The organism is Methylobacterium longum, assembly GCF_022179385.1.
Lineage (GTDB): Bacteria > Pseudomonadota > Alphaproteobacteria > Rhizobiales > Beijerinckiaceae > Methylobacterium > Methylobacterium longum.
Map to the genome: position 1 here is coordinate 238,338 of NZ_BPQS01000001.1, position 20,151 is coordinate 258,488.

Annotated in this window: 17 protein-coding genes; 12 read left to right on the top strand and 5 right to left on the bottom strand. The window is 70.5% G+C overall.

Going from position 1 to position 20,151, the window contains the following annotated elements; translation table 11 throughout:
• Positions 1-3 precede the first annotated feature (3 nt).
• The 4 genes from MFF58_RS01070 to MFF58_RS01085 all read left to right on the top strand — a co-directional run bounded on the left by MFF58_RS01070 (position 4) and on the right by MFF58_RS01085 (position 3,451).
• Positions 4-807: a biotin--[acetyl-CoA-carboxylase] ligase gene (locus MFF58_RS01070; RefSeq protein WP_238284708.1), complete on the top strand. Its 804-nt coding sequence runs from the start codon at positions 4-6 to the stop codon at positions 805-807.
• Between the two features lie 18 nt (positions 808-825).
• Positions 826-2,499 carry a ribonuclease J gene (locus MFF58_RS01075; RefSeq protein ID WP_238284709.1) on the top strand — a complete coding sequence of 558 codons (1,674 nt, stop codon included), beginning with the start codon at positions 826-828 and terminating at the stop codon, positions 2,497-2,499.
• Between the two features lie 215 nt (positions 2,500-2,714).
• Positions 2,715-3,119, top strand: a complete 405-nt coding sequence (gene mce / locus MFF58_RS01080) for a methylmalonyl-CoA epimerase (protein WP_238284710.1) — start codon at positions 2,715-2,717, stop codon at positions 3,117-3,119.
• Between the two features lie 5 nt (positions 3,120-3,124).
• Positions 3,125-3,451, top strand: a complete 327-nt coding sequence (locus MFF58_RS01085) for a DUF1467 family protein (protein WP_238284711.1) — start codon at positions 3,125-3,127, stop codon at positions 3,449-3,451.
• Between the two features lie 6 nt (positions 3,452-3,457).
• On the opposite strand, the gene MFF58_RS01090 is transcribed toward MFF58_RS01085, so the two are convergent.
• Positions 3,458-3,652, bottom strand: coding sequence for a hypothetical protein (locus MFF58_RS01090; RefSeq protein WP_238284712.1), 195 nt, complete (start codon positions 3,650-3,652; stop codon positions 3,458-3,460).
• Between the two features lie 592 nt (positions 3,653-4,244).
• Between MFF58_RS01090 and proS the strand changes: the two genes are divergently transcribed.
• The 4 genes from proS to MFF58_RS01110 all read left to right on the top strand — a co-directional run bounded on the left by proS (position 4,245) and on the right by MFF58_RS01110 (position 8,337).
• On the top strand, positions 4,245-5,570 hold the full coding sequence (gene proS / locus MFF58_RS01095; protein ID WP_238284713.1) for a proline--tRNA ligase: 1,326 nt from the start codon (positions 4,245-4,247) through the stop codon (positions 5,568-5,570).
• A gap of 9 nt (positions 5,571-5,579) precedes the next feature.
• A complete protein-coding gene (locus MFF58_RS01100) occupies positions 5,580-6,878 on the top strand; it encodes a lipoprotein-releasing ABC transporter permease subunit (RefSeq protein WP_238284714.1) in 1,299 nt (432 codons plus the stop codon).
• 13 nt (positions 6,879-6,891) lie between these two features.
• Positions 6,892-7,605 carry an ABC transporter ATP-binding protein gene (locus tag MFF58_RS01105; RefSeq protein WP_238284715.1) on the top strand — a complete coding sequence of 238 codons (714 nt, stop codon included), beginning with the start codon at positions 6,892-6,894 and terminating at the stop codon, positions 7,603-7,605.
• Positions 7,606-8,076: 471 nt separating this feature from the next.
• Positions 8,077-8,337, top strand: a complete 261-nt coding sequence (locus MFF58_RS01110; RefSeq protein ID WP_238284716.1) for a hypothetical protein — start codon at positions 8,077-8,079, stop codon at positions 8,335-8,337.
• A gap of 272 nt (positions 8,338-8,609) precedes the next feature.
• Here MFF58_RS01110 and MFF58_RS01115 read toward each other — a convergent pair whose 3' ends face one another.
• Positions 8,610-9,917: a glycosyltransferase gene (locus tag MFF58_RS01115; RefSeq protein WP_238284864.1), complete on the bottom strand. Its 1,308-nt coding sequence runs from the start codon at positions 9,915-9,917 to the stop codon at positions 8,610-8,612.
• A gap of 525 nt (positions 9,918-10,442) precedes the next feature.
• Here MFF58_RS01115 and dnaE point away from each other — a divergent pair.
• Positions 10,443-13,961 carry a DNA polymerase III subunit alpha gene (dnaE, locus tag MFF58_RS01120; protein WP_238284717.1) on the top strand — a complete coding sequence of 1,173 codons (3,519 nt, stop codon included), beginning with the start codon at positions 10,443-10,445 and terminating at the stop codon, positions 13,959-13,961.
• A 494-nt stretch (positions 13,962-14,455) separates the two neighbouring features.
• Here dnaE and MFF58_RS01125 read toward each other — a convergent pair whose 3' ends face one another.
• Positions 14,456-15,079, bottom strand: coding sequence for a hypothetical protein (locus tag MFF58_RS01125; RefSeq protein WP_238284718.1), 624 nt, complete (start codon positions 15,077-15,079; stop codon positions 14,456-14,458).
• A gap of 173 nt (positions 15,080-15,252) precedes the next feature.
• On the opposite strand from MFF58_RS01125, the gene MFF58_RS01130 reads away from it, so the two are divergent.
• The gene (locus tag MFF58_RS01130; RefSeq protein ID WP_238284719.1) at positions 15,253-15,396 is read left to right on the top strand and encodes a hypothetical protein; all 144 of its coding nucleotides are present in this window, start codon (positions 15,253-15,255) and stop codon (positions 15,394-15,396) included.
• A gap of 178 nt (positions 15,397-15,574) precedes the next feature.
• On the opposite strand, the gene MFF58_RS01135 is transcribed toward MFF58_RS01130, so the two are convergent.
• Together MFF58_RS01135 and MFF58_RS01140 are read right to left on the bottom strand one after the other, a co-directional pair.
• On the bottom strand, positions 15,575-16,264 hold the full coding sequence (locus tag MFF58_RS01135) for a gamma-glutamylcyclotransferase (RefSeq protein WP_238284720.1): 690 nt from the start codon (positions 16,262-16,264) through the stop codon (positions 15,575-15,577).
• A 19-nt stretch (positions 16,265-16,283) separates the two neighbouring features.
• Positions 16,284-16,703: a hypothetical protein gene (locus tag MFF58_RS01140; RefSeq protein ID WP_238284721.1), complete on the bottom strand. Its 420-nt coding sequence runs from the start codon at positions 16,701-16,703 to the stop codon at positions 16,284-16,286.
• Positions 16,704-16,844: 141 nt separating this feature from the next.
• Here MFF58_RS01140 and recO point away from each other — a divergent pair, with 141 nt between their 5' ends.
• On the top strand, positions 16,845-17,564 hold the full coding sequence (gene recO, locus MFF58_RS01145) for a DNA repair protein RecO (protein ID WP_238284722.1): 720 nt from the start codon (positions 16,845-16,847) through the stop codon (positions 17,562-17,564).
• Between the two features lie 178 nt (positions 17,565-17,742).
• Positions 17,743-19,989, top strand: coding sequence for a DNA topoisomerase IV subunit A (parC, locus tag MFF58_RS01150; RefSeq protein ID WP_238284723.1), 2,247 nt, complete (start codon positions 17,743-17,745; stop codon positions 19,987-19,989).
• Positions 19,990-20,151: the final 162 nt, after the last annotated feature.

Consider the following 20,151-nt stretch of genomic DNA (forward strand, 5'->3'; position numbering starts at 1 on the left):
GTCTTGAGCTACCGACTCGGACCCGGGGCACGCGCCCGGGGTCACCGCCTGCACGTCCACGACACCCTCGGCTCGACCAACTCGGAGGCGATGGCGCAGGCGCGCGCGGGCGAGACCGGGCCGCTGTGGGTGGTCACCCACCGGCAGGAGTCCGGCCGTGGCCGGCGCGGCAACGGCTGGGCCTCGCTGCCCGGCAACCTCGCGGCAAGCGTGCTCTGGCCGGTGGTCGGCGTCCCGCCCGCGCAACTCGCCGAGTTGGGCTTCGTGGCGGGCCTGGCGCTGATCGAGGCGTTGGTGGCGGCCTGCGGCACCCTGCCGGATACCGTTTCCGCCCCTGCCGCCCGATCTCTGAAGTTGAAGTGGCCGAACGACGTGCTGCGCGACGGGGGCAAGCTCGCGGGCCTGCTCCTGGAAGCCGAGATGCTGCCGGGGGGGCGACGCGCCGTCGTGGTCGGCTTCGGCGTGAACGTCGCGGCAGCTCCCGAGGTTCGCGGCGCGACGAGCTTGGCCGCGACGGGTTACGCGGCCGGCGCCGAGGCGCTACTGGAACATCTCTCGGACCGGATGGACGCGCGGGCGCGCGCCTGGGACCGGGGACGGAATTTCGCTGCCCTGCGCGCCGACTGGCTCGCGCGGGCGGCCGGTCTCGGATCGGAGATCGCGGTGCACAGCGGCGGGCACATCCTGCGGGGCGTGTTCGAGACAATCGACGAGGGGGGGCGGCTCGTGATCCTCGCCCCCGATGGGAACCGGCATACCGTGACGGCGGGCGAGGTGCATTTCGGATCGGCCGCGACGGCGGCCTGAGTTTGGACGACGACAGACATGGTTAAGGGACAGGAGGAGCTCGTCTTCCTGCCGCTCGGCGGCGTGGGCGAGATCGGGATGAATGCGGCGCTCTACGGCTTCGGGCCGGAGAAGGGCCGCAAGTGGATCATGGTCGATTGCGGCATGGGTTTCGCAAGCGAAGAGAAGATGCCGGGCGTCGACCTGATGTTTCCGGACCTCTCCTTCATCGAGGAGCGGCGCAAGGACCTGCTGGGAATCTTCATCACCCACGCGCACGAGGACCATATCGGGGCGATCTCGGAGTTGTGGCCGCGGCTGAAGGCGCCGGTCTACGCGACCCGCTTCGCCAAGAACCTGCTGGAGACGCGCCGGCTGTCCGAGCCCGGCGCCCCGAAGGTCGACCTGCGGGAGGTGAAGCCCGGCCGGCGCGTGACCGTCGGACCGTTCGAACTCGAATACGTGCCGGTCTCGCACTCGATCCCGGAATCGAACGCGATCGCGATCCGCACCGCCGCGGGCCTCGTGCTCCATACCGGCGACTGGAAGATCGATCCGACGCCGGTCGCCGGCTCAGTGACCTCGCCGGAGGCCTTCACGGCCCTGGGCGACGAGGGGATCCTCGCCATCGTCTGCGACTCGACCAACGTGGTGCGCGAGGGCTTCTCGCCCAGCGAGAAGACCGTGGCCGAGACCCTGAAGACGCTGATCGCGGACGCGCCCCACCGGGTCGCGGTGACCACCTTCGCATCGAACGTCGCCCGCATCCGCGCCGTCGCCGAGGCTGCCGTCGCCTGCGGGCGCGAGGTCATCGCGGTCGGCCGCGCCATGGACCGGGTGATCGATGTCGCCCGCGAATGCGGCTACCTCGACGGCCTGCCCGAGTTCCGCCGCGCGGATTCGTGGAAGTCGCTGCCGCGCGAGCGGGTCGTGGCCCTGCTCACCGGCTCGCAGGGCGAGCCGCGGGCGGCGCTCGCGCGGGTCTCCCGCCGCGACCATCCGGATATCAGCCTCGCCCCGGGCGACCAGGTGATCTTCTCCTCGCGGGCCATCCCCGGCAACGAGCGCGATGTCGGATCGATCATCAACGACCTGATCGAGCAGGGGGTCGAGGTGATCACCGACCGCACCGAACTCGTCCACGTCTCCGGCCACCCGCGCCGGGACGAGATGGTCGAGATGTACCGCTGGACCCGCCCCGGCACGGCCATTCCGGTCCACGGGGAGGCGCTGCACCTCGACGAGCATGCCCGTTTCGCCCGGGCGCAGGGCGTGCAGAACGTCGTCAAGGCCCGCAACGGCAGCCTCATCCGCCTGAGCCCCGGCACCCCGGCGGTGATCGACAACGTGAAGGCCGGCCGCCTGTTCAAGGACGGCGACGTCCTGATCGACGAGAAGGACCGGGCGATCCCGGAGCGGCGCAAGCTCATGCAGGCCGGCCTCGTCTCGGTGGCCATCGCCATCGACGAGGACGGCGTCGTGCTGGGCGAGCCGGCGGTGGACATCATCGGCCTGCCGAACCGGGGCCGGTCGGGTGAGCCGCTGATCGAGACGGTCGTCGACGCGGTCTCCCGGACCCTGTCGGGGATGTCGCGGGGCAAGCTCAAGGACTCGGAGAGCGTCGAGAAGACGGTCGACCGGGCGGTGCGCACCGCCGCCAACGAGGTCTGGGGCAAGAAGCCGGCCTGCCACGTGCAGGTCGTGGAAGTTTAAGGTACGAAGCCAGACGACGTATCGCGGCAGGTCCAGCACCCGTCCCCCCTCCTGAGAGGCCCGCGCGAGTGGGCCTCTCAGGCGCTCTCGGGCCGGCAGCGCAATCCCCGGACGGCTCTCGCGAGGCCTCCGCTGCGCGCCGGCACCTCCGGATGCGCGCGGGGAACGGGGACGGCGCAGCCTGCCGATCGGTGCGCGCTAGGGGAGGAACCACCATGATCGGTCGTCTCAACCACGTGGCCATCGCCGTGCAGGATCTCGACGCCGCCTGCGCGGTTTACCGCGACACGCTGGGCGCCACGATCACGCCGCCGCTTCCGCAGCCGGAGCACGGCGTGACGGTCGTGTTCGTGGAATTGCCCAACAGCAAGATCGAATTGATGTCCCCCCTCGGCGAGGGTTCACCGATCGAGGCCTTCGTGGCCCGCAATCCGGGCGGCGGCATCCATCACGTCTGCTACGAGGTGGACGACATCCTGGCCGCCCGCGACAAGCTGAAGGCTGACGGCGCGCGGGTGCTCGGGACGGGCGAGCCGCGGATCGGCGCCCACGGCAAGCCGGTCCTGTTCCTGCACCCGAAGGATTTTCTGGGCACGCTGGTCGAGCTCGAACAGGTCTGAGACGGATGATGACCACGCTCACCCGCTCGACGCCGATGACGCTCGCCGTCATCACCGCGCTGGTCGCCGCCTTCGTGGCCGCGGGGGTGAGCCTGTTCAAGCTGACGGTGGGCGGCGCGATCGCTCTCTACTTCGTGGTCTGGTGGACGCTGCTCTTCGCGGTCCTGCCGCTGCGCAACCAGCCGGAGACCCGGGCCAGCCACGTGGTGCCGGGGCAGGATCCGGGCGCGCCGGCCGCGCCGCGGCTGCGCGAGAAGGCGATCTGGACGACCCTCGTGGCCGGGGCCGCCTTCCTGATCGCCCTGGCGGTGTTCCCGCTTACCGGGCTGTAGAGCGGCTCAGAGCAGGGGCCCCGAGGGGGTCACCGTCAGGGACCTGCCCGCCCGGGCGACCAGATGGGCGAAGGCGAGGGCCGCCGCCGAGGCCTGGGCGGCCGACGGATAGGCTTGGTCCGACGCGGCGATCGGCTCGTGGGCGTCGCTGAGCAGGACCCAGGACCAGCGTTTGCCATCCTGGCGGATCTGGAAGTGCATGGCGGGCTCGCACGGGTCGTTCGCGAGCGACCATGCGCGGCCGAAGAGCCTGCCGGGTTAAGGACGGGGCCCGCACTGTCGAAATGTAGACGCCGGCATGGGTTCTGCACGCTTTGACCGCTCTCCACAGGGCGGTCGGGAGCGGCTTCGGGCGGAGGCGCTGCCGGACCGGGACCGGTGCGGACTGCCGCCAAGAATAAAAAAAGCAAGGCCGAAGGCCTTGCTTTTCAAGCTTCAGTGTATCGACCTTTGAATATCCCTCGCATTGGCTGCGGGGTGGTCGCTTTTCCTCCCAAGACTCGGACCTTGCGCCACCTCTTCCGGGCGTCGCAAACATCGCCGGACGCTTATAGGAACAACAATTCGTGTTGTCACCGGGTCTGCGAGAAAAATCTGCGCTTTCTTGCCGGCAAATGGGCAGACCGCTTCCGCGATGGGCAGCCCCCGGGCCGACATACCCCCGGCGCCACCGCTTCGCCGCGATTACGCCGCGCCTTGGTCCCGCAGTGCTTGTAATTTGCGTCTCCGGCGTGTTGTGTGCCGGCGCGCCGCGGCTCCTCCCGGCCGGATCCACTTCCAAGATTCTGACGACATGCGTCTCTCCCGCTACTTCATGCCGACCTTGCGCGAGACGCCCAAGGAAGCCGAGATCGTCTCGCACCGGCTGATGCTGCGCGCCGGCCTGGTCCGCCAGGAATCGGCCGGCATCTACGCGTGGCTGCCGCTCGGCCTCCGGGTCCTTGAGCGCGTCTGCGCGGTGATCCGCCGGGAGCAGGATCGCTCCGGTGCCATCGAGATCCTGATGCCGACGGTGCAATCCGCCGAGTTGTGGCGGGAATCCGGCCGCTACGACGCCTACGGCAAGGAGATGCTGCGCCTGAAGGACCGGCACGAGCGCGAGATGCTCTACGGGCCCACCGCCGAGGAGATGGTCACCGAGATCTTCCGGGCGAGCGTGCGCTCCTACAAGGACCTGCCCAAGAATCTCTACCAGATCTCGTGGAAGTTCCGCGACGAGGTGCGGCCGCGCTTCGGCACGATGCGCTCGCGCGAGTTCCTGATGAAGGACGCCTACTCGTTCGACTTCGACCAGGCGGGGGCGCGCCACGCCTACAACCGGATGTTCGTGGCGTACCTGCGCACCTTCGCGGGGTTGGGCCTCAAGGCGATCCCGATGCGCGCCGATACCGGTCCGATCGGCGGCGACCTGTCCCACGAGTTCATCATCCTGGCCAAGACCGGCGAGAGCGAGGTCTTCTGCGACCAGGCCTATCTCGGCTTCGACACCCCGCCCGAGACGGTCGATTTCGACGACGTCGCCGGCCTTCAGGGCATCGTCGATGCCTGGACCTCGCACTACGCCGCCACCGAGGAGATGCACGAGCCGGAGGCCTTCGCGGCGGTGCCGGAGGCGAGCCGCCTCGCGGCCCGCGGCATCGAGGTCGGGCACATCTTCTATTTCGGCACCAAGTATTCCGAGCCGATGGGCGCCAAGGTCGCGGGTCCGGACGGGATCGAGCGGCCGGTCCATATGGGGTCCTACGGCATCGGTCCCAGCCGGCTGGTGGCGGCGATCATCGAGGCCAGCCACGACGAGGCCGGCATCATCTGGCCGGATTCCGTGGCGCCCTTCGACGTGGCCCTGATCAACCTGAAGGTCGGCGATGCCGGCACCGACGCGGCCTGCGCGCAGATCCAGTCCGACTTGGAGACCGCCGGCCTGTCAGTGCTCTACGACGACCGCGACGAGCGCCCGGGCGCCAAGTTCGCCACCGCCGACCTGATCGGCCTGCCCTGGCAGGTGATCGTCGGGCCCAAGGGTCTGGCCGAGGGCAAGGTCGAGTTGAAGCGGCGCGCCGGCGGCGAGCGCGAGAGCCTCGCGACCGTCGACCTGCTGGCACGCATCCGGCGCGTCTGAGTCAATCCGATGGCGGCATCAGCGGCGCTGGATCGGGTGAAGACCTTTGCGACGTCGCTCCGCGCGGGCACCCCGCCGTTCGCGCCGTTCGAGTGGATCCTTGCCGGCCGCTACCTGCGGGCGCGCCGCCGGGGTGGCGGCGTCTCGGTGGTGGCGTTCTTCTCGGTGCTCGGCATAACGCTCGGCGTCGCCACGCTGATCATCGTCCTGTCGGTGATGAACGGCTTCCGGGCGGAGTTGCTGTCGAAGATCGTCGGCATCAACGGCCACCTGTTCGCGACGCCGATCGACCGCCCGTTCAACGACTGGACCGACCTCTCGGAGCGCCTGTCCAAGGTAGCGGGCGTGCGCGCGGCGGTGCCGCTGGTGGAGGGGCAGGCCTTCGCCTCGTCGCAGTACGGCGGCTCGGGCGTCATCATCCGCGGCGTGCGCGCCGCCGACCTCGACGCGCTGGCGGCGGTGTCTTCGTCGATCCGCGGCGGCACCCTGGAGGGCTTCGACGACGGCACCGGCGTGCTGATCGGCCGGCGGCTCGCCGATACCCTCGGTCTCCAGGCCGGGGACACGATCACGCTGGTGACGCCCAAGGGCTCGTCCACGCCCTTCGGGACGGCGCCGCGCACCAAGAGCTACACGGTCAAGGCGGTGTTCGAAGTCGGCATGACCGAGTTCGACCAGACCTTCGTGTTCATGCCGCTGGCTGAGGCGCAGGCCTTCTTCAACAAGGACGGCGACGTCAGCATGATCGAGATCTATGTCGACGATCCCGACCATGTCGGCGACATGCGCGAGCCCCTGGAGATGGCGGCCGAGCGCCCGATCCTGCTCACCGACTGGCGCCAGCGCAACCGGACCTTCTTCGGGGCGCTGGAGGTCGAGCGGAACGTGATGTTCCTGATCCTCAGCCTGATCGTCGTGGTGGCGACGCTCAACATCGTCTCAGGCCTGATCCTGCTGGTGCGCGACAAGTCGAGCGACATCGCCATCCTGCGCACCATGGGGGCGACGCCCGGCACGATCATGCGCGTGTTCCTGATCAACGGCGCGCTGATCGGTATCGTCGGCACGCTGGGCGGGCTGACCCTCGGCGTCCTGATCACGCTGAACATCAAGCCGATCCAGCACGTGCTGTTTCCGGGGGCCTGGGATCCGACCGTGCGCTTCCTCGCCGAGATCCCGGCCCAGATGAATCCGAAGGAGATCACCGCCGTGGTGATCACCTCCCTGCTGCTGTCGCTCGCGGCGACGCTCTATCCCTCTTGGCGCGCCGCCCGGCTCGATCCGGTGCAGGCCCTCCGCTACGGCTGACGGGCCACCACCCATGAGCGATCCGAGCCAGACGACCGGCGACCCGCCGGTTCCGGCCCTGTTCTTTTCCCGCGTCGAGCGGCGCTACCCTCAGGCCGAGGGCGCCCTGGAGATCCTGCGCGGCGCCGATCTCGCGATCTGGCCGGGAGAGCTCGTGGCGCTGGTCGCGCCGTCGGGCGCCGGCAAGTCGACCCTGCTGCACCTCGCCGGGCTGCTGGAACGGCCGGACGGGGGCGAGGTCTATATCGGCGGCCAGCCCACCGCCGCCATGCCGGATGCGGAACGCACCCGCCTCCGGCGCGAGGAGATGGGCTTCGTCTACCAGTTCCACCACCTGCTGCCGGAATTCTCGGCGCTGGAGAACGTGGTGATGCCGCAGCTCATCCGCGGCCTGAAGAGCGCGGAGGCGAAGGCCCGCGCCACCGAACTGCTCGGCTTCCTCGGCCTCAAGAACCGGCTGCCGCACCGCCCCGCCGAACTGTCGGGCGGCGAGCAGCAGCGCGTCGCCATCGCCCGGGCGGTCGCCAACGGTCCGCGGCTGCTGCTGGCCGACGAGCCCACCGGCAACCTCGACCCGGGCACGGCCGGCCACGTCTTCTCGGTGCTGCTCGCCCTGGTGCGGGCCTCCGGACTGGCCGCCCTGGTGGCGACCCACAACCTCGAGCTGGCCGCGCGCATGGACCGCCGGGTAACCATCCGCGACGGGCTGATCACGCCGCTCGATTAGGCTGCGACACGCCCCGGGGACCGTACCGGGCGCCGGCATCGGCCCGGCCCTCACACCAGTCCCGGACGGCGGTGCCGGCGAAGCGAGCCGATAAGGCGGCGCAATGCGCGCCGATGCCGTGCGTCCCCGATGACGGACGGGCGCCCGGCGATCGCGGGTCTCGATCGGACACCGCCTGGGGCGAAGCGCTGCTCGGGGATCCGTTCCGCGGATCTCCGGATCCCGTGTGCCGGACCGCCGTGTCCCTCCTCGATGTGGGCCGGCTCTCACCGTCGCGGCAAACCGCGTCCGGCCCCGCCACGAGGGCGCGAGACGGGCCCGAGACGCGCCCGAAACGCCGCGATTTTTAATCCATCCTGCCGCGTGCGGCGCGTCACGCCGCGAAAGACATCGGCTCACTACATTGCAATCACGCAAGACAAAACAGAGCCGAACAACCGGCCTGTACTGCGATATCTCTGGAGCCCTGCCATGAAGAACCGTATCGCCATCGCCCTCACCGCGCTTGTCCTTGGTGCCGCACCGCTCTCGTCCGCCATGGCGGAGAACCGGGGCCGCTGGACCGGCTTCGTGCCCTACGCGCCCGAGACCACCGGCGCGCTCGGCCTCGGCGCCCACGACATGCCCTTCTACGAGGGCTGCCCGATGAGTTCCGCGGCGGAGGGCAACGCCGATCAGCAGACCCGCCCGGTGAAGCAGTACGGGCAGACCACCGGCGGCTACCGCTGCTGAGCCGGGGGATCGGCGTACATGAAGCTTAAGGTTGTCTCCTACGCGATGATCGGCGCCTTCGTGAGCGGCCTGCTCGCGACGCTCATCGGCTCGGCGAGCCTCCTCCTGGGCCACTGAACCCGCGCGTCCGCACCGAGGTCGCGGCGGCGCCTTGAGACCTCGAAGGCAAACCGCCGCGGCCGATCTCCGATTGCGGCCTCCCACACCGATCTCCGACCTGAGGCAGAAACCAGGGCCCGCGACGCGGCTCCGACGTCTGCCTGTCGGCAGTTTCAGGGTGTCCGCCTGCCGCCCTCCGGGGCACGGGGATCGGGCGCGGTCCGCCCGCGCTCGTCGGCCAGCGCCTCGACCTGAGCGCAGGCCTCGGCAATGGCGTCGTGGCTCTCCGCCATGCGCGCCTTGGCCCGCGCGCAGGCACGGGTCACCGCCGCGTCGCTCAGCAGCCGCCCGATCACCCGGGCGGCGCGGGCGGGCCGGAACGCCCGGCGGCTCAGGGTGATGCCGAGGGCCCGATCCTGGAGGCGGCGGCCCTCGTCGAAATGATCGAACGCCACCGGCACGACGAGCTGCGGGATGCCGGCCGCGAGAGCCTGTGCCACCGTTCCGACGCCACCGTGGTGCACCAGGGCGGCGCTCCGCGGCAGCAGCGCGCTCAGGGGCGCGTAGGGCACGTGGATGATCCCCTCGGGAAGCGGCTTGCGGATCTGGCCTCCCTGCGGTGCGAGCAGGACGCCCCGGCGCCCCATCCGGCGGCACGTCTCTACGGCGGTCTCGAAGAAGGCCGCCCCCTGACGCATGGCCGAGCCGTAGGTGAACACGATCGGGGCATCGCCCGAGGCCAGGAAGACCTCCAGGTCCGGCGGCATGGCCGCCACGTCGCCGAACCGGTCGACCAGCGGGAAGCCGAGCTGCACCGCCTGGGCCGGCCAGTCGGCCTGCGGGGCGGCGTACCAGCCGGGGAACATCAGCAGCATGCGGGTCGGGCTGTTCCACCAGTGGCGCAGCCGGCGCACCGGATCGAGGCCGAGGTGGTGGCGCAGCGCGTTGAGCGGCGGCAGCGTGAACGGACCCACCACGACCTTGTCGATGCCCCGGTTGATGAAGGCCTGCAGGCGCGCCGGGAGCAGCCGCGGCAACGGCAATCCGGGCATCCGGGGCGGCTCGAACCGGCTCTCGATCAGGAAGGGCATCACGTGCAGCGTGGCGGTGGGTAGATCGTACAGATCCTGGGCGAACCGCGCGCCCCAGCTGAGCGGCGACGCCACCACGACGAGATCCCGGGTCCGCGCCCGGGTGGCACCCAGCCACAGACAGGTGGGTTCGGTCATCCGCAGGGCGTAGTCGAACATCGGCTTGAAGCCCCAGCGGGGGTGCCAGAGTTCCGGCGCACCGATCACCGCCTCGTAATCGGCGACCGTCCCCAGGGACTGGAAGGCGAGGCCCGCCCGCCGGGCCATCGGCTCGAACGGTGCCGGCGCGGCCAGGGCGACGCCGTGCCCGCGCGCGCGGAGGGCGTGGCCGAGCGCGATGAACGGCAGCACGTCGCCGTGTGTCCCGACAGCCACGAGCGCGACCTCGATCCGTCCGACCGTCCGTATCGCGGGAATGACCTGCTCCTCCGAACCCCCCGATCCGATGACGAATTCAGTACGCAGCGGGGGTGATGCCAGCCCGGCCGAAGCGCAGCAACGATCTTTTTACCATGCCGACGAGAAGCAGCCGACGCGCCGCGTCCAGCCCCTTCCTCTAGAACAAAACATGAACATAATGGACCGCGCACAGAGGAGGCACGGCGATGCTGAAGCGAATGGTCCTGACCGGAATGATCGAGTTCATGGCGTTCGGAATGCTGTTCGCCGCGGTGGGCGCCTGGACGGTAGCCTTGGCACCGGTTCGTTAGCCGGAATTTTCCGATCGCCGCCCGGTTCCCCCTGCGGGCGGCTTATGCACAGGCGATCGGCCCCACGATGCCGATTGTCCACAGGGGCAGCTCGAACTGGTGCTTCCAGGGCACGACCGGTGGATATCGTCCCGCCAGGGGCCTCCACACGTCGACTCAAAGCCGGCGAGCAGGGATGCTGCACGACCCCGGAACAAGGTCGGCCATGCCACGCCAGCTCAAGGAGGTCGGATTCGTCCACCTCCATGTCCACTCGTCCTATTCCCTACTCGAAGGGGCGCTGAAGGTCGGCTCCCTGATCAAGGCCGCGGTCGCCGACCGGCAGCCGGCGCTCGCGCTCACCGACACCAACAACCTGTTCGGGGCGCTCGAATTCTCCGAGAAGGCGGCCGGGGAGGGGGTGCAGCCGATCGCCGGCGTGCAGCTCTCGGTGGCATTCGAGGCGGCCGACCCGCACCAGCGCAGCGCCCCGACGAGCCATGGCGTCGTCCTCCTGGCCCAGGACGAGACCGGCTACGCCAACCTGCTGCGGCTGGCGAGCCGCGCCTATTTCGACACGGCGCTGGGCGAGGCGCCCCGCCTCGACGCCGGCGCGCTCGCGGGCGCCTCGGACGGGCTGATCGCCCTCACGGGCGGGATGTCGGGGCCGCTCGACGCGGCGTTCCGGGCCGGCCGGCCCGAACTGGCGCTGTCCCGCCTCAAGCGGCTCAAGGAGGCTTTCGGGGAGGACCGCCTCTACGTGGAGTTGCAGCGCCACGGCCTTCCGGAGGAGGGACGGATCGAGACCGCGCTCCTCGATCTCGCCGGGCGGCACGGCCTCGGGATCGTGGCGACCAACGAGCCCTTCTTCGCCAAGCCCGACGATTACGACGCCCACGATGCCCTGCTCGCCATCGCGGAGGGCCGGATCGTTTCCGACGAGCGACGCCGCCGGGTGACGCCGAGCCACGCCTTCAAGACCCGCGCCGAGATGGCCGAGCTGTTCCGCGACCTGCCGGACGCGCTCCAGGCCACCGTCGAGATCGCCATGCGCTGCGCCGTGCGGGCGCGGACCCGCAAGCCCATCCTGCCGAATTTCGGCGCCGTGGCCGCGGGCGAGACACCGCCCATGGCCGAGGCCCTGGCGGATGCTGGCGAGACGGGCGTGCAGGCGGTCTCGGCCGACGAGCCGACCGAGCTGCGCCGGCAGGCCGAGGCGGGGCTGGAACTGCGCCTCAAGCAGCACGGCACGGCACCGGGCTTCTCCGAGGAGGATTACCGCAAGCGCCTCGCCTTCGAACTCGACGTCATCGTGTCGATGAAGTTCCCGGGCTACTTCCTGATCGTCTCGGACTTCATCAAGTGGGCCAAGGACCACGACATCCCCGTGGGTCCGGGCCGCGGCTCGGGTGCCGGCTCGCTGGTGGCGTGGTCGCTGCTGATCACCGACCTCGACCCGCTGCGCTTCGGCCTGCTGTTCGAGCGCTTCCTCAACCCCGAGCGCGTCTCGATGCCGGATTTCGACATCGACTTCTGCGTCGAGGGCCGCGAGCGGGTGATTCGCTACGTGCAGCAGCGCTACGGCGAGGGCCAGGTCGGGCAGATCATCACCTTCGGCACGCTGCTCGCCCGCGGCGTCCTGCGCGACGTCGGCCGCGTCCTGGAGATGCCCTACGGGCAGGTCGACAAGCTGACCAAGCTCGTGCCGCAGAACCCGGCCAACCCCGTGACGCTGGCCCAGGCCATCGAGGGCGAGCCCAAGCTCCAGCAGGCCATGGAGGAGGAGCCGATCGTCGGCCGGCTCATCGACATCTCCAAGAAGCTGGAGGGCCTGCACCGGCACGCTTCGACTCACGCGGCCGGCGTGGTGATCGGCGATCGGCCGCTCGAGGAGCTGGTCCCGCTCTACCGCGACCCGAAGACCGGCATGCGGGTGACCCAGTTCAACATGAAGTGGGTCGAGCAGGCCGGGCTGGTGAAGTTCGACTTCCTGGGTCTGAAAACCCTCACCATGCTGCGGTGCTGCACGGATCTGCTGAAGCAGCGGGGGATCGCCATCGACCTCGCGAGCCTGCCGCTCGACGACGAGAACACCTACAAGCCCATGGGCCGCGGCGAGACGGTCGGCGTGTTCCAGGTGGAATCGGCCGGCATGCGCAAGGCGCTCTGCGAGATGCAGGCCGACCGGCTGGAGGACATCATCGCCCTGGTGGCGCTCTACCGGCCGGGCCCGATGGCCAACATCCCGGTCTATTGCGAGCGCAAGCTCGGCCGCGACGCCGGCAACGAGGCGTCCTGGTACCCGGATCCGAAGCTGGAGCCGATGCTGAAGGAGACCTTCGGCATCATCGTCTACCAGGAACAGGTGATGGAGATCGCCAAGGTGCTGGCCGGCTACTCGCTCGGCGAGGCCGACATGCTCCGGCGCGCCATGGGCAAGAAGATCCGCGCCGAGATGGACGCGCAGCGCGACCGCTTCCTGAAAGGCTGCACCGAGCGCGGCCTGACCAAGGCCAAGGCCAACGAGATCTTCGACCTCCTGGCCAAGTTCGCCGATTACGGCTTCAACAAGAGCCACGCGGCGGCCTACGCGCTGCTCACCTACCAGACGGCCTACCTGAAGGCGAACCACCCCGTCGAGTTCCTGGCCGCCGCCATGACCCTCGACATCGACAACACCGACAAGCTCGCGGAATTCCGCCAGGACGCGCAGCGCCTCAAGATCACCGTCGAGCCGCCCTCGATCAACACCTCGGGTGAGGTGTTCGAGGTGCGCGACGGCAAGATCTTCTACGCGCTCGCCGCCATCAAGGGCGTCGGCCGCGAGGCGGTGCGGGCGCTGGTCGAGGCCCGCGGCGACCGGCCGTTCAAGGACCTCGCCTGCCTCGCCCGCCGGCTGAATCCCCGGATGATCAACAAGCGCACCCTGGAGAGCCTCGTCCAGGCCGGGGCGCTCGACTGCATCGAGCCGGACCGCGCGCGGGCCTTCGCGGCGGTGGAGCCGATGATGAAGCTCGCCGCCAGCGCGGCGGAGGCCGCGTCCGCGGGCGTCACCGACATGTTCGGCGGCGTGGTGGCGGACGACGTCTCGCTCCGGATCCCGCCCCACGAGATCTGGCCGATGGCCGACACGCTCAAGCGCGAATACGCGGCGATCGGCTTCTTCGTGTCGGGGCACCCCCTCGACGAGTACGGCGACCTTCTGGACAAGCTGCGGGTGCAGAGCTGGGCGGATTTCTGCCGGGCCGTCCGCGCCGGAACCTCCAGCGTCGGCCGGGTGGCGGCCTCGGTGCTCGACCGGGCGGAGCGGCGCACCAAGACCGGCAACAAGATGGGCATCGTCACCCTGTCGGACCGGACGGCCCACTTCGAGGCGATCATCTTCTCCGAGGGACTCGGGCAGTACCGCGACATCCTCGAACCGGGCCGTCCCCTGGTGCTGCAGCTCCAGGCCAACCTGGAGGGCGAGGACGTGCGCGCCCGCATCCTCACCGCGGAGCCCCTCGACCAGGCGGTGGCCCGCCACCAGAAGGGCATCCGCATCCACCTGAGCGACCCGCGCGGGGTCGCGCCGGTGCAGCAGCGCCTGTCGATGCGGGGCGAGAGCGAGGTCTCGCTGATCCTCAAGCTCGACGGTGGCGGGCGCGAGGTGGAGATCCGGCTGCCGGGTAAGTTCCAGGCAAGCCCGGCACTGGCCGGACAGCTCCGGACCGTCCCGGGGGTGGTGCAGGTGGAGGTCAGCTAGCCTCCGCCTGCGCGCAGGACGACCATCCCGGCAGCGGGAAGCGGGAACCTGAAGCCCGGCCCCGGGGTCCGCCTGCCATCACACCAGGGCGGCTTTTCCGAACGGTGCCGGAGCGTCCGGATTGCGTGCGTGGCCTCCGGCGAGCCGCGGACAGGCGGGGCGGGCCTCACCCACGAACAGCCTTCTTCCTCGGGTCGGCGGACGCCGCGCCCGGCCGCGCGAGGCCAAGCTGTTCGACGGCACCATCGCGGCCTGACCGCGGCGGTTGGTCCGAACCGCGGCGGGTTCGACCCGATGCCGGCGCTCGACCGGTCCGGCATCGTTCCGGGCTTCCCGGTGCCGCCGCTCCTGGTGACGCCGATGACCAGCGACCGGGTCCATGCCGGGCGCGGATCGTGGGGCGGGTGCCGGACGGGATCGGCGGGCTGGCCGCCGGCGGCAACGTTCCTCGCCGCCGGCCTCGTCGCGAGGAGGCTTCCCCGAGACGTGGGCCCCTAGAACGGCGCCGTGAGGCAGCCGCCGAGGGCGGCCTTCAGTGCGGCGGCCTCGGACTCCGCGATCGGAAAGGTCGCCGTCAGGGTGGGATCGCCGGTTCGCGGGCTCGCCTGCGTCCAAATGATCTTCGTCCCGGGCTGGGTGAGCGAGCGGGCGACCCCGCGCAGGGGATCCTCGCCGCGGCGGGATCCCGTCACCGTCAGGGTAAAGCCCGAATCCGGCCCGGTCGGCACGCCCTGCACCGGCATGCGCACGGAACGGACGCTGCCGGCGCTGGAGACCAGGATCCCGGTGAGCGGTGCCGCGCCGCCCGTGCCGTCGAGCCCGGCGAAATCGAAGCGCGGCGCCAGCTCGGCGTAGCGCGGAACGATCAGCGCCGCCGACAGGCCGATCCCGGCCGGATCGCAGGCGACGTGCAGGGTCGCCGGGCGCTGGTCCATCCCCAGGGAGGCGGTGCCGGACAGGTCGGTGCCGCCTGCGGGAGCCGGGGCACCGCCTGCCAGAAGCGGTGTCCGCCCGGTGAGGATGTCGGACAGCCGCTCCCCGCGGCTCAGCGGCCCCGCGAGGAGGGCCGCGGCCGCGATGATCACCACCGCCAGGGCCACGCCGATCCGGAGCCGCATCCCATCCTCCGCCTGTGATCGTCCGGCCGGCGGCATAGACGATCGCGCTCGGGCCGCAACCCTTCGTTCACCACGATCGCGGGAATCGCACCGCAAAAACGTCCGCGTGCATCGCAGCAACTCCGTAAAAACCGATCGATCCTATGCACGCTCGCTCAAGCTTGAGCGTCGCCATGCGCACGAAGATCCTGCTCGCCCTCACCCTCCTGGTCTACGTGACCACGGGCCGTGCCCCCGGCATCCGGGAGCCGCGCAATCCGGATGCGGAGCACGCGGGCGGCCGCGTCGTCCTCACGATGAAGCGGGCTTGGGCCTGAGCCTGAACCTTATCGGGCCTTCGGACCAAACCTCCCGGGCTGATGCAGGCTCCCGGGCATGGCGAGCGAAGCGCCGTGACCGAGGGCCGAGTGACCGTGCGGGCCCTGGTGGCGCTCCGGGTCGCCGCGCAACAGGCGCGAAGACCGCGCCGCCTCGGAGCCGCCTCGGAATGCGGTCTCACACCAGCACGCAGCTTCTGAGCCGCGCGGCCACCAGGGCCTGGAGGTTCCAGAGGTGCCGGTCGCGGATGCCCAGGCGCTCGCAGGCCTCCACGGTCCGGAACAGGTACTCGGCGCTCGGTCCCTTATGCCCGCAGGCGGCGGCGATCTTCTCGGCGATCTCGGCATCCGAGAGGCGGCCGGCGTAGCGGTCGCTGGCGCGGTTGGCCAGAAAGGTCAGGGCCGAGACCGGACCGGCCTCGGTCGCCACCGGCAGCCAGCGGGCGACGTAGCCCCGGCCGCGCATCTCGCGCCGCCAGACCGGCATCAGGGCTTCGCGGATCTCCATCCCGGGCAGGCGGAACGCGACGCCCCGGCAGAGGCCGCCGCGGTCCAGCGCCAGGACGAAACCCGGCCGCTCCGGCGTACCGCGGAAGCGGCGCTGGAGCAGGCAGAACCGGCGATGGAAGCCGCGGACCGTCCCGATCCGCCGCTCCGCCACCGGGAATTCCGGGTTCCACATCAGGGAGCCGTAGGCGAAGACCCAGAGGTCGCGGCCATCGCGCCCGGCGATGATGTCCTCCAGGCCAGGTCGCAGCTCCGCGTCCGACAGCACGGCGAGGGCGCTCGGGTCGTCGGCCACGGGGACCGCGTGGGCGCGGGCGATCAGGTCGAGGTTGAGGTCGAGGAGGCGCGTCGGAGCGGGCATGGCCCTCAACGCGGCGGCCTCACCGCGCGTTGCCCAGGGTGTCGAGTTCGGGGAACGGCCGGGTGCGGTGCCCGGTGCAGATCGCGTCGTCGTCGATCACCGTGAGCCGGTCGGTGTCGTAGCGCAGCGCCAGCTTCGGACGTTCGGGCTTGCCGAAGGTCCGGCCGTACATCCGTCCCGACACGCAGTAGATCACCCGGCCGGACTCCGCGATCGGTCCGGCGATCCGGCTGCCCTCGAAGCGCACCGGCAGCAGCGAGACCGAGCCGAACTCGACCTGTTTCAGCGCCAGCGCGGCGATCCGCCGGAGCAGGGCCGGGGAGGGCGCATCCTCGGCCGCGGGTCCTCGCATCCGCGGCGCGGCCTGCGCCCCGGACAAGGCGAGGGAAAGGATGGCGGCGAGGAAAGAGATGAGGGCGAGGGCGGCGCGGATCGGCATCGCGCATCGCTACGCGGTCAAGGCTGCCCCAGGCTGGCCAGCGCGGGCAGCGCCGGACGGCGCGACTTCCTATATGGAGGGGATCGAGCGGACCGCGCCTGCCGCGCGCCGCGCCCCTCTCACCCTGCGACCCGACGTTCGATGCAATGGTCCGACGACGCCCTGGTGCTCGGCCTGCGCCGGCACGGAGAGACCGGCGTCATCCTGGAGGCGATGACCGAAGGTCACGGGCGCCATCTCGGCCTCGTGCACGGCGGACGCTCGCGCCGCATGCAGCCCGTGCTGCAGCCCGGCAACCGGGTCCGGCTGACGTGGCGGGCCCGCCTCGACGAGGGGCTCGGATCCTACGCGGTGGAGCCCCTCGAATCCCGGGTCTCGCGCCTGATCGGATCCAGCCTGGCCCTCTACGGCATGAGTCATCTGGCCGCCCTGCTGCGGCTCCTGCCCGAGCGCGACCCGCATTCGGCCCTCTACGAGGCCGCCGGGATCCTGGTCGAGCACCTGGACGACCCGGCCATCGCGCCCCCCCTGATGGTGCGCTTCGAGTTGGCGATCCTGGCGGAACTCGGCTTCGGCCTCGACCTGACGGCCTGTGCGGCCACCGGCGGCAACGACGCCCTGGCCTACGTGTCGCCGAAGAGCGGCCGTGCGGTCAGCGCCTCGGCGGGCGAACCCTACCGGGACCGCCTGCTGGCGCTCCCGACCTTCCTGCACGCGGGTGGATCCCCGGGCCCGGACGGCGTTGCGCAAGGGTTTACCTTGACGGGGTACTTCCTCGACCGGCACGTCTGGGGTCCCCGCGGCCTCGGGATGCCCGAGGAGCGGACCCGGTTCGTTGCACTCGGCCGCGAGGCCGAGTAATGTTCGTGTTCTGTTCTTATATCCCTCGTGCGTCGGTCCAGGGCGCTGCAGGCGATCCCGGAATCCAGAATCGCCGTTCGTGCCGACGCTCGGGGCGCCGGCGGTTCTGGATTCCGGGCTCCGCTGCGCGGCCCTGGAATGACGGCGTGCGGTGAAGACGTTGAATTGAGGAGCCGTCATGGGCCAGCCCTTCGAGCCGCCGTCCGGCGACGGAATCGAGAGCGTCGAGCTGAAATCCGCCCTGGAGGAGCGCTACCTCGCCTACGCGCTCTCCACGATCATGCACCGGGCGCTGCCGGACGCCCGCGACGGGCTGAAGCCCGTGCACCGGCGCATCCTGTACGGGATGCGGCTGCTGCGGCTCGATCCGACCACCGCGCACAAGAAGTGCGCCAAGATCGTCGGCGACGTGATGGGCGACTTCCACCCGCACGGCGACCAAGCGATCTACGACGCCCTGGTGCGGCTCTCCCAGGACTTCGCCCAGCGCTACCCGCTGGTCGACGGCCAGGGCAATTTCGGCAACATCGACGGCGACGGCCCGGCCGCCTACCGCTACACCGAGGCGCGGCTCACCGAGGTCGCCCGGCTGCTCCTCGACGGGATCGACGAGGACACGGTCGATTTCCGGCCCTCCTACAACGGCGAGAAGGAGGAGCCGATCGTCCTGCCGGCGGCGTTCCCGAACCTGCTCGCCAACGGCAGCCAGGGCATCGCGGTCGGCATGGCGACCTCGATCCCGCCGCACAACGCCGCCGAGCTGTGCGACGCGGCGCTCTACCTGATCAACCACCCCGAGGCGACCTCGGCGCACCTCGCCAAGTTCGTGCAGGGTCCGGACTTCCCCACCGGCGGCATCCTGGTCGACTCGGCCGAGTCCATCGCCGAGGCCTACCGGACCGGCCGCGGCGCCTTCCGCGTCCGCGCCCGCTGGACCAAGGAGGATCTCGGCCGCGGCACCTGGAATATCGTCGTCACCGAGATCCCCTACGGCATCCCGAAGGGCCGGCTGATCGAGAAGATGGCCGAGCTCCTGCAGGAGAAGAAGCTGCCGCTCCTGGCCGACGTCCGCGACGAATCGGCTGAGGACGTGCGCGTCGTGCTGGAGCCGCGCTCGCGCACGGTGGATCCGGTCATCCTGATGGAATCGCTGTTCCGGCTGACGGAACTCGAAGCCCGGATCCCGCTCAACCTCAACGTCCTGGTCGGCGGCCTCGTGCCGAAGGTGATCGGGCTCGTGGAGTGCCTGCGGGAATGGGTCGACCACCGCCGCGTGGTGCTGCAGCGCCGCTCGCGCTACCGCCTTGGCCAGATCGACCGCCGCCTGGAGATCCTCGGCGGCCTGCTCATCGTCTATCTCGACCTCGACGAGGTGATCCGCATCATCCGCGAGGAGGACGAGCCGAAGGCCGCCCTGATGGCCCGGTTCGAGCTGACCGAACTCCAGGCCAACGCGATCCTCGACACTCGCCTGCGATCCCTGCGCAAGCTGGAGGAGATGGAGTTGAAGCGCGAGTTCGAGGCGCTCACCGCCGAGAAGGCCGAGATCGACGCCCTCCTCGCCTCTGAGCCGGCGCAGTGGAAGGCGATCCAGGCGCAGATCCGCGCCGTGAAGAAGACTTTCGGGGCCGAGACCAAGCTGGGCAAGCGCCGCACGACGCTGGCGAGCCCGCCGGATGTCGGCGGCATCGACTTCACCGCGGCCCTGGTCGAGCGCGAGCCGATCACCGTGATCGTCTCTACCAAGGGCTGGATCCGGGCGCTCAAGGGCCACGTCGCCGACCTCACGGGCGTGGCCTTCAAGGGCGACGACAGCCTGAAGATCGCCTTCCCGACGGAGACCACGCAGAAGATCCTGCTGCTCGCCACGAACGGCAAGGTGTTCACCCTCGAAGCCTCGAAGCTGCCGGGCGGGCGGGGCTTCGGCGACCCGGTGCGGCTGATGGCCGACCTCGACGACGGCACCGAGATCGTGGCGGCGCTGCCCTACCGGCCGGAAACCAAGCTGCTGATCGCGGGCTCGGACGGGCGCGGCTTCATGGCGCCGTCCGACGCGCTGGTGGCCAACACCCGCAAGGGCAAGAGCGTGCTCGGCCTCGACGGGGACGCCACCGCGGCCGTGCTGGTGCCGGCGGACGGCGACCACGTGGCGGTGGTGAACACGGAGAAGCTGCTGCTGGTCTTCCCGATCTCCGAAGTGGCCGAACTCGCCCGCGGCAAGGGCGTGCGCCTCCAGCGCTGCCGCAGCGGGACGCTGCTCGATGCACACGTGTTCAAGCTGGCCGACGGCCTGCCGTGGCAGGACGGCTCGCCGGAGGGCCGGCTCGCCAACGCATCGGTGCTGGAGAAGTGGCTCGGCCATCGCGCCGAGGTCGGGTTGATGATGGCGCGCAGCTTCCCGAAGTTCGAGCGGTTCGGGCGCTGAGGATCCTGTCGGGCGGAAGGGGTGTGGACCTGCCGGCCCACCTCCTCATCGTGGGGACCGGAGCGCAGCGCAGGCTTCGACGGAGCCCTCCAGGGACCGCGGCGCCATCTGGAGGGCTCCTCGGCGTCGGCTTCGCCGCACCTCAGGACGCATCCCAGTCCG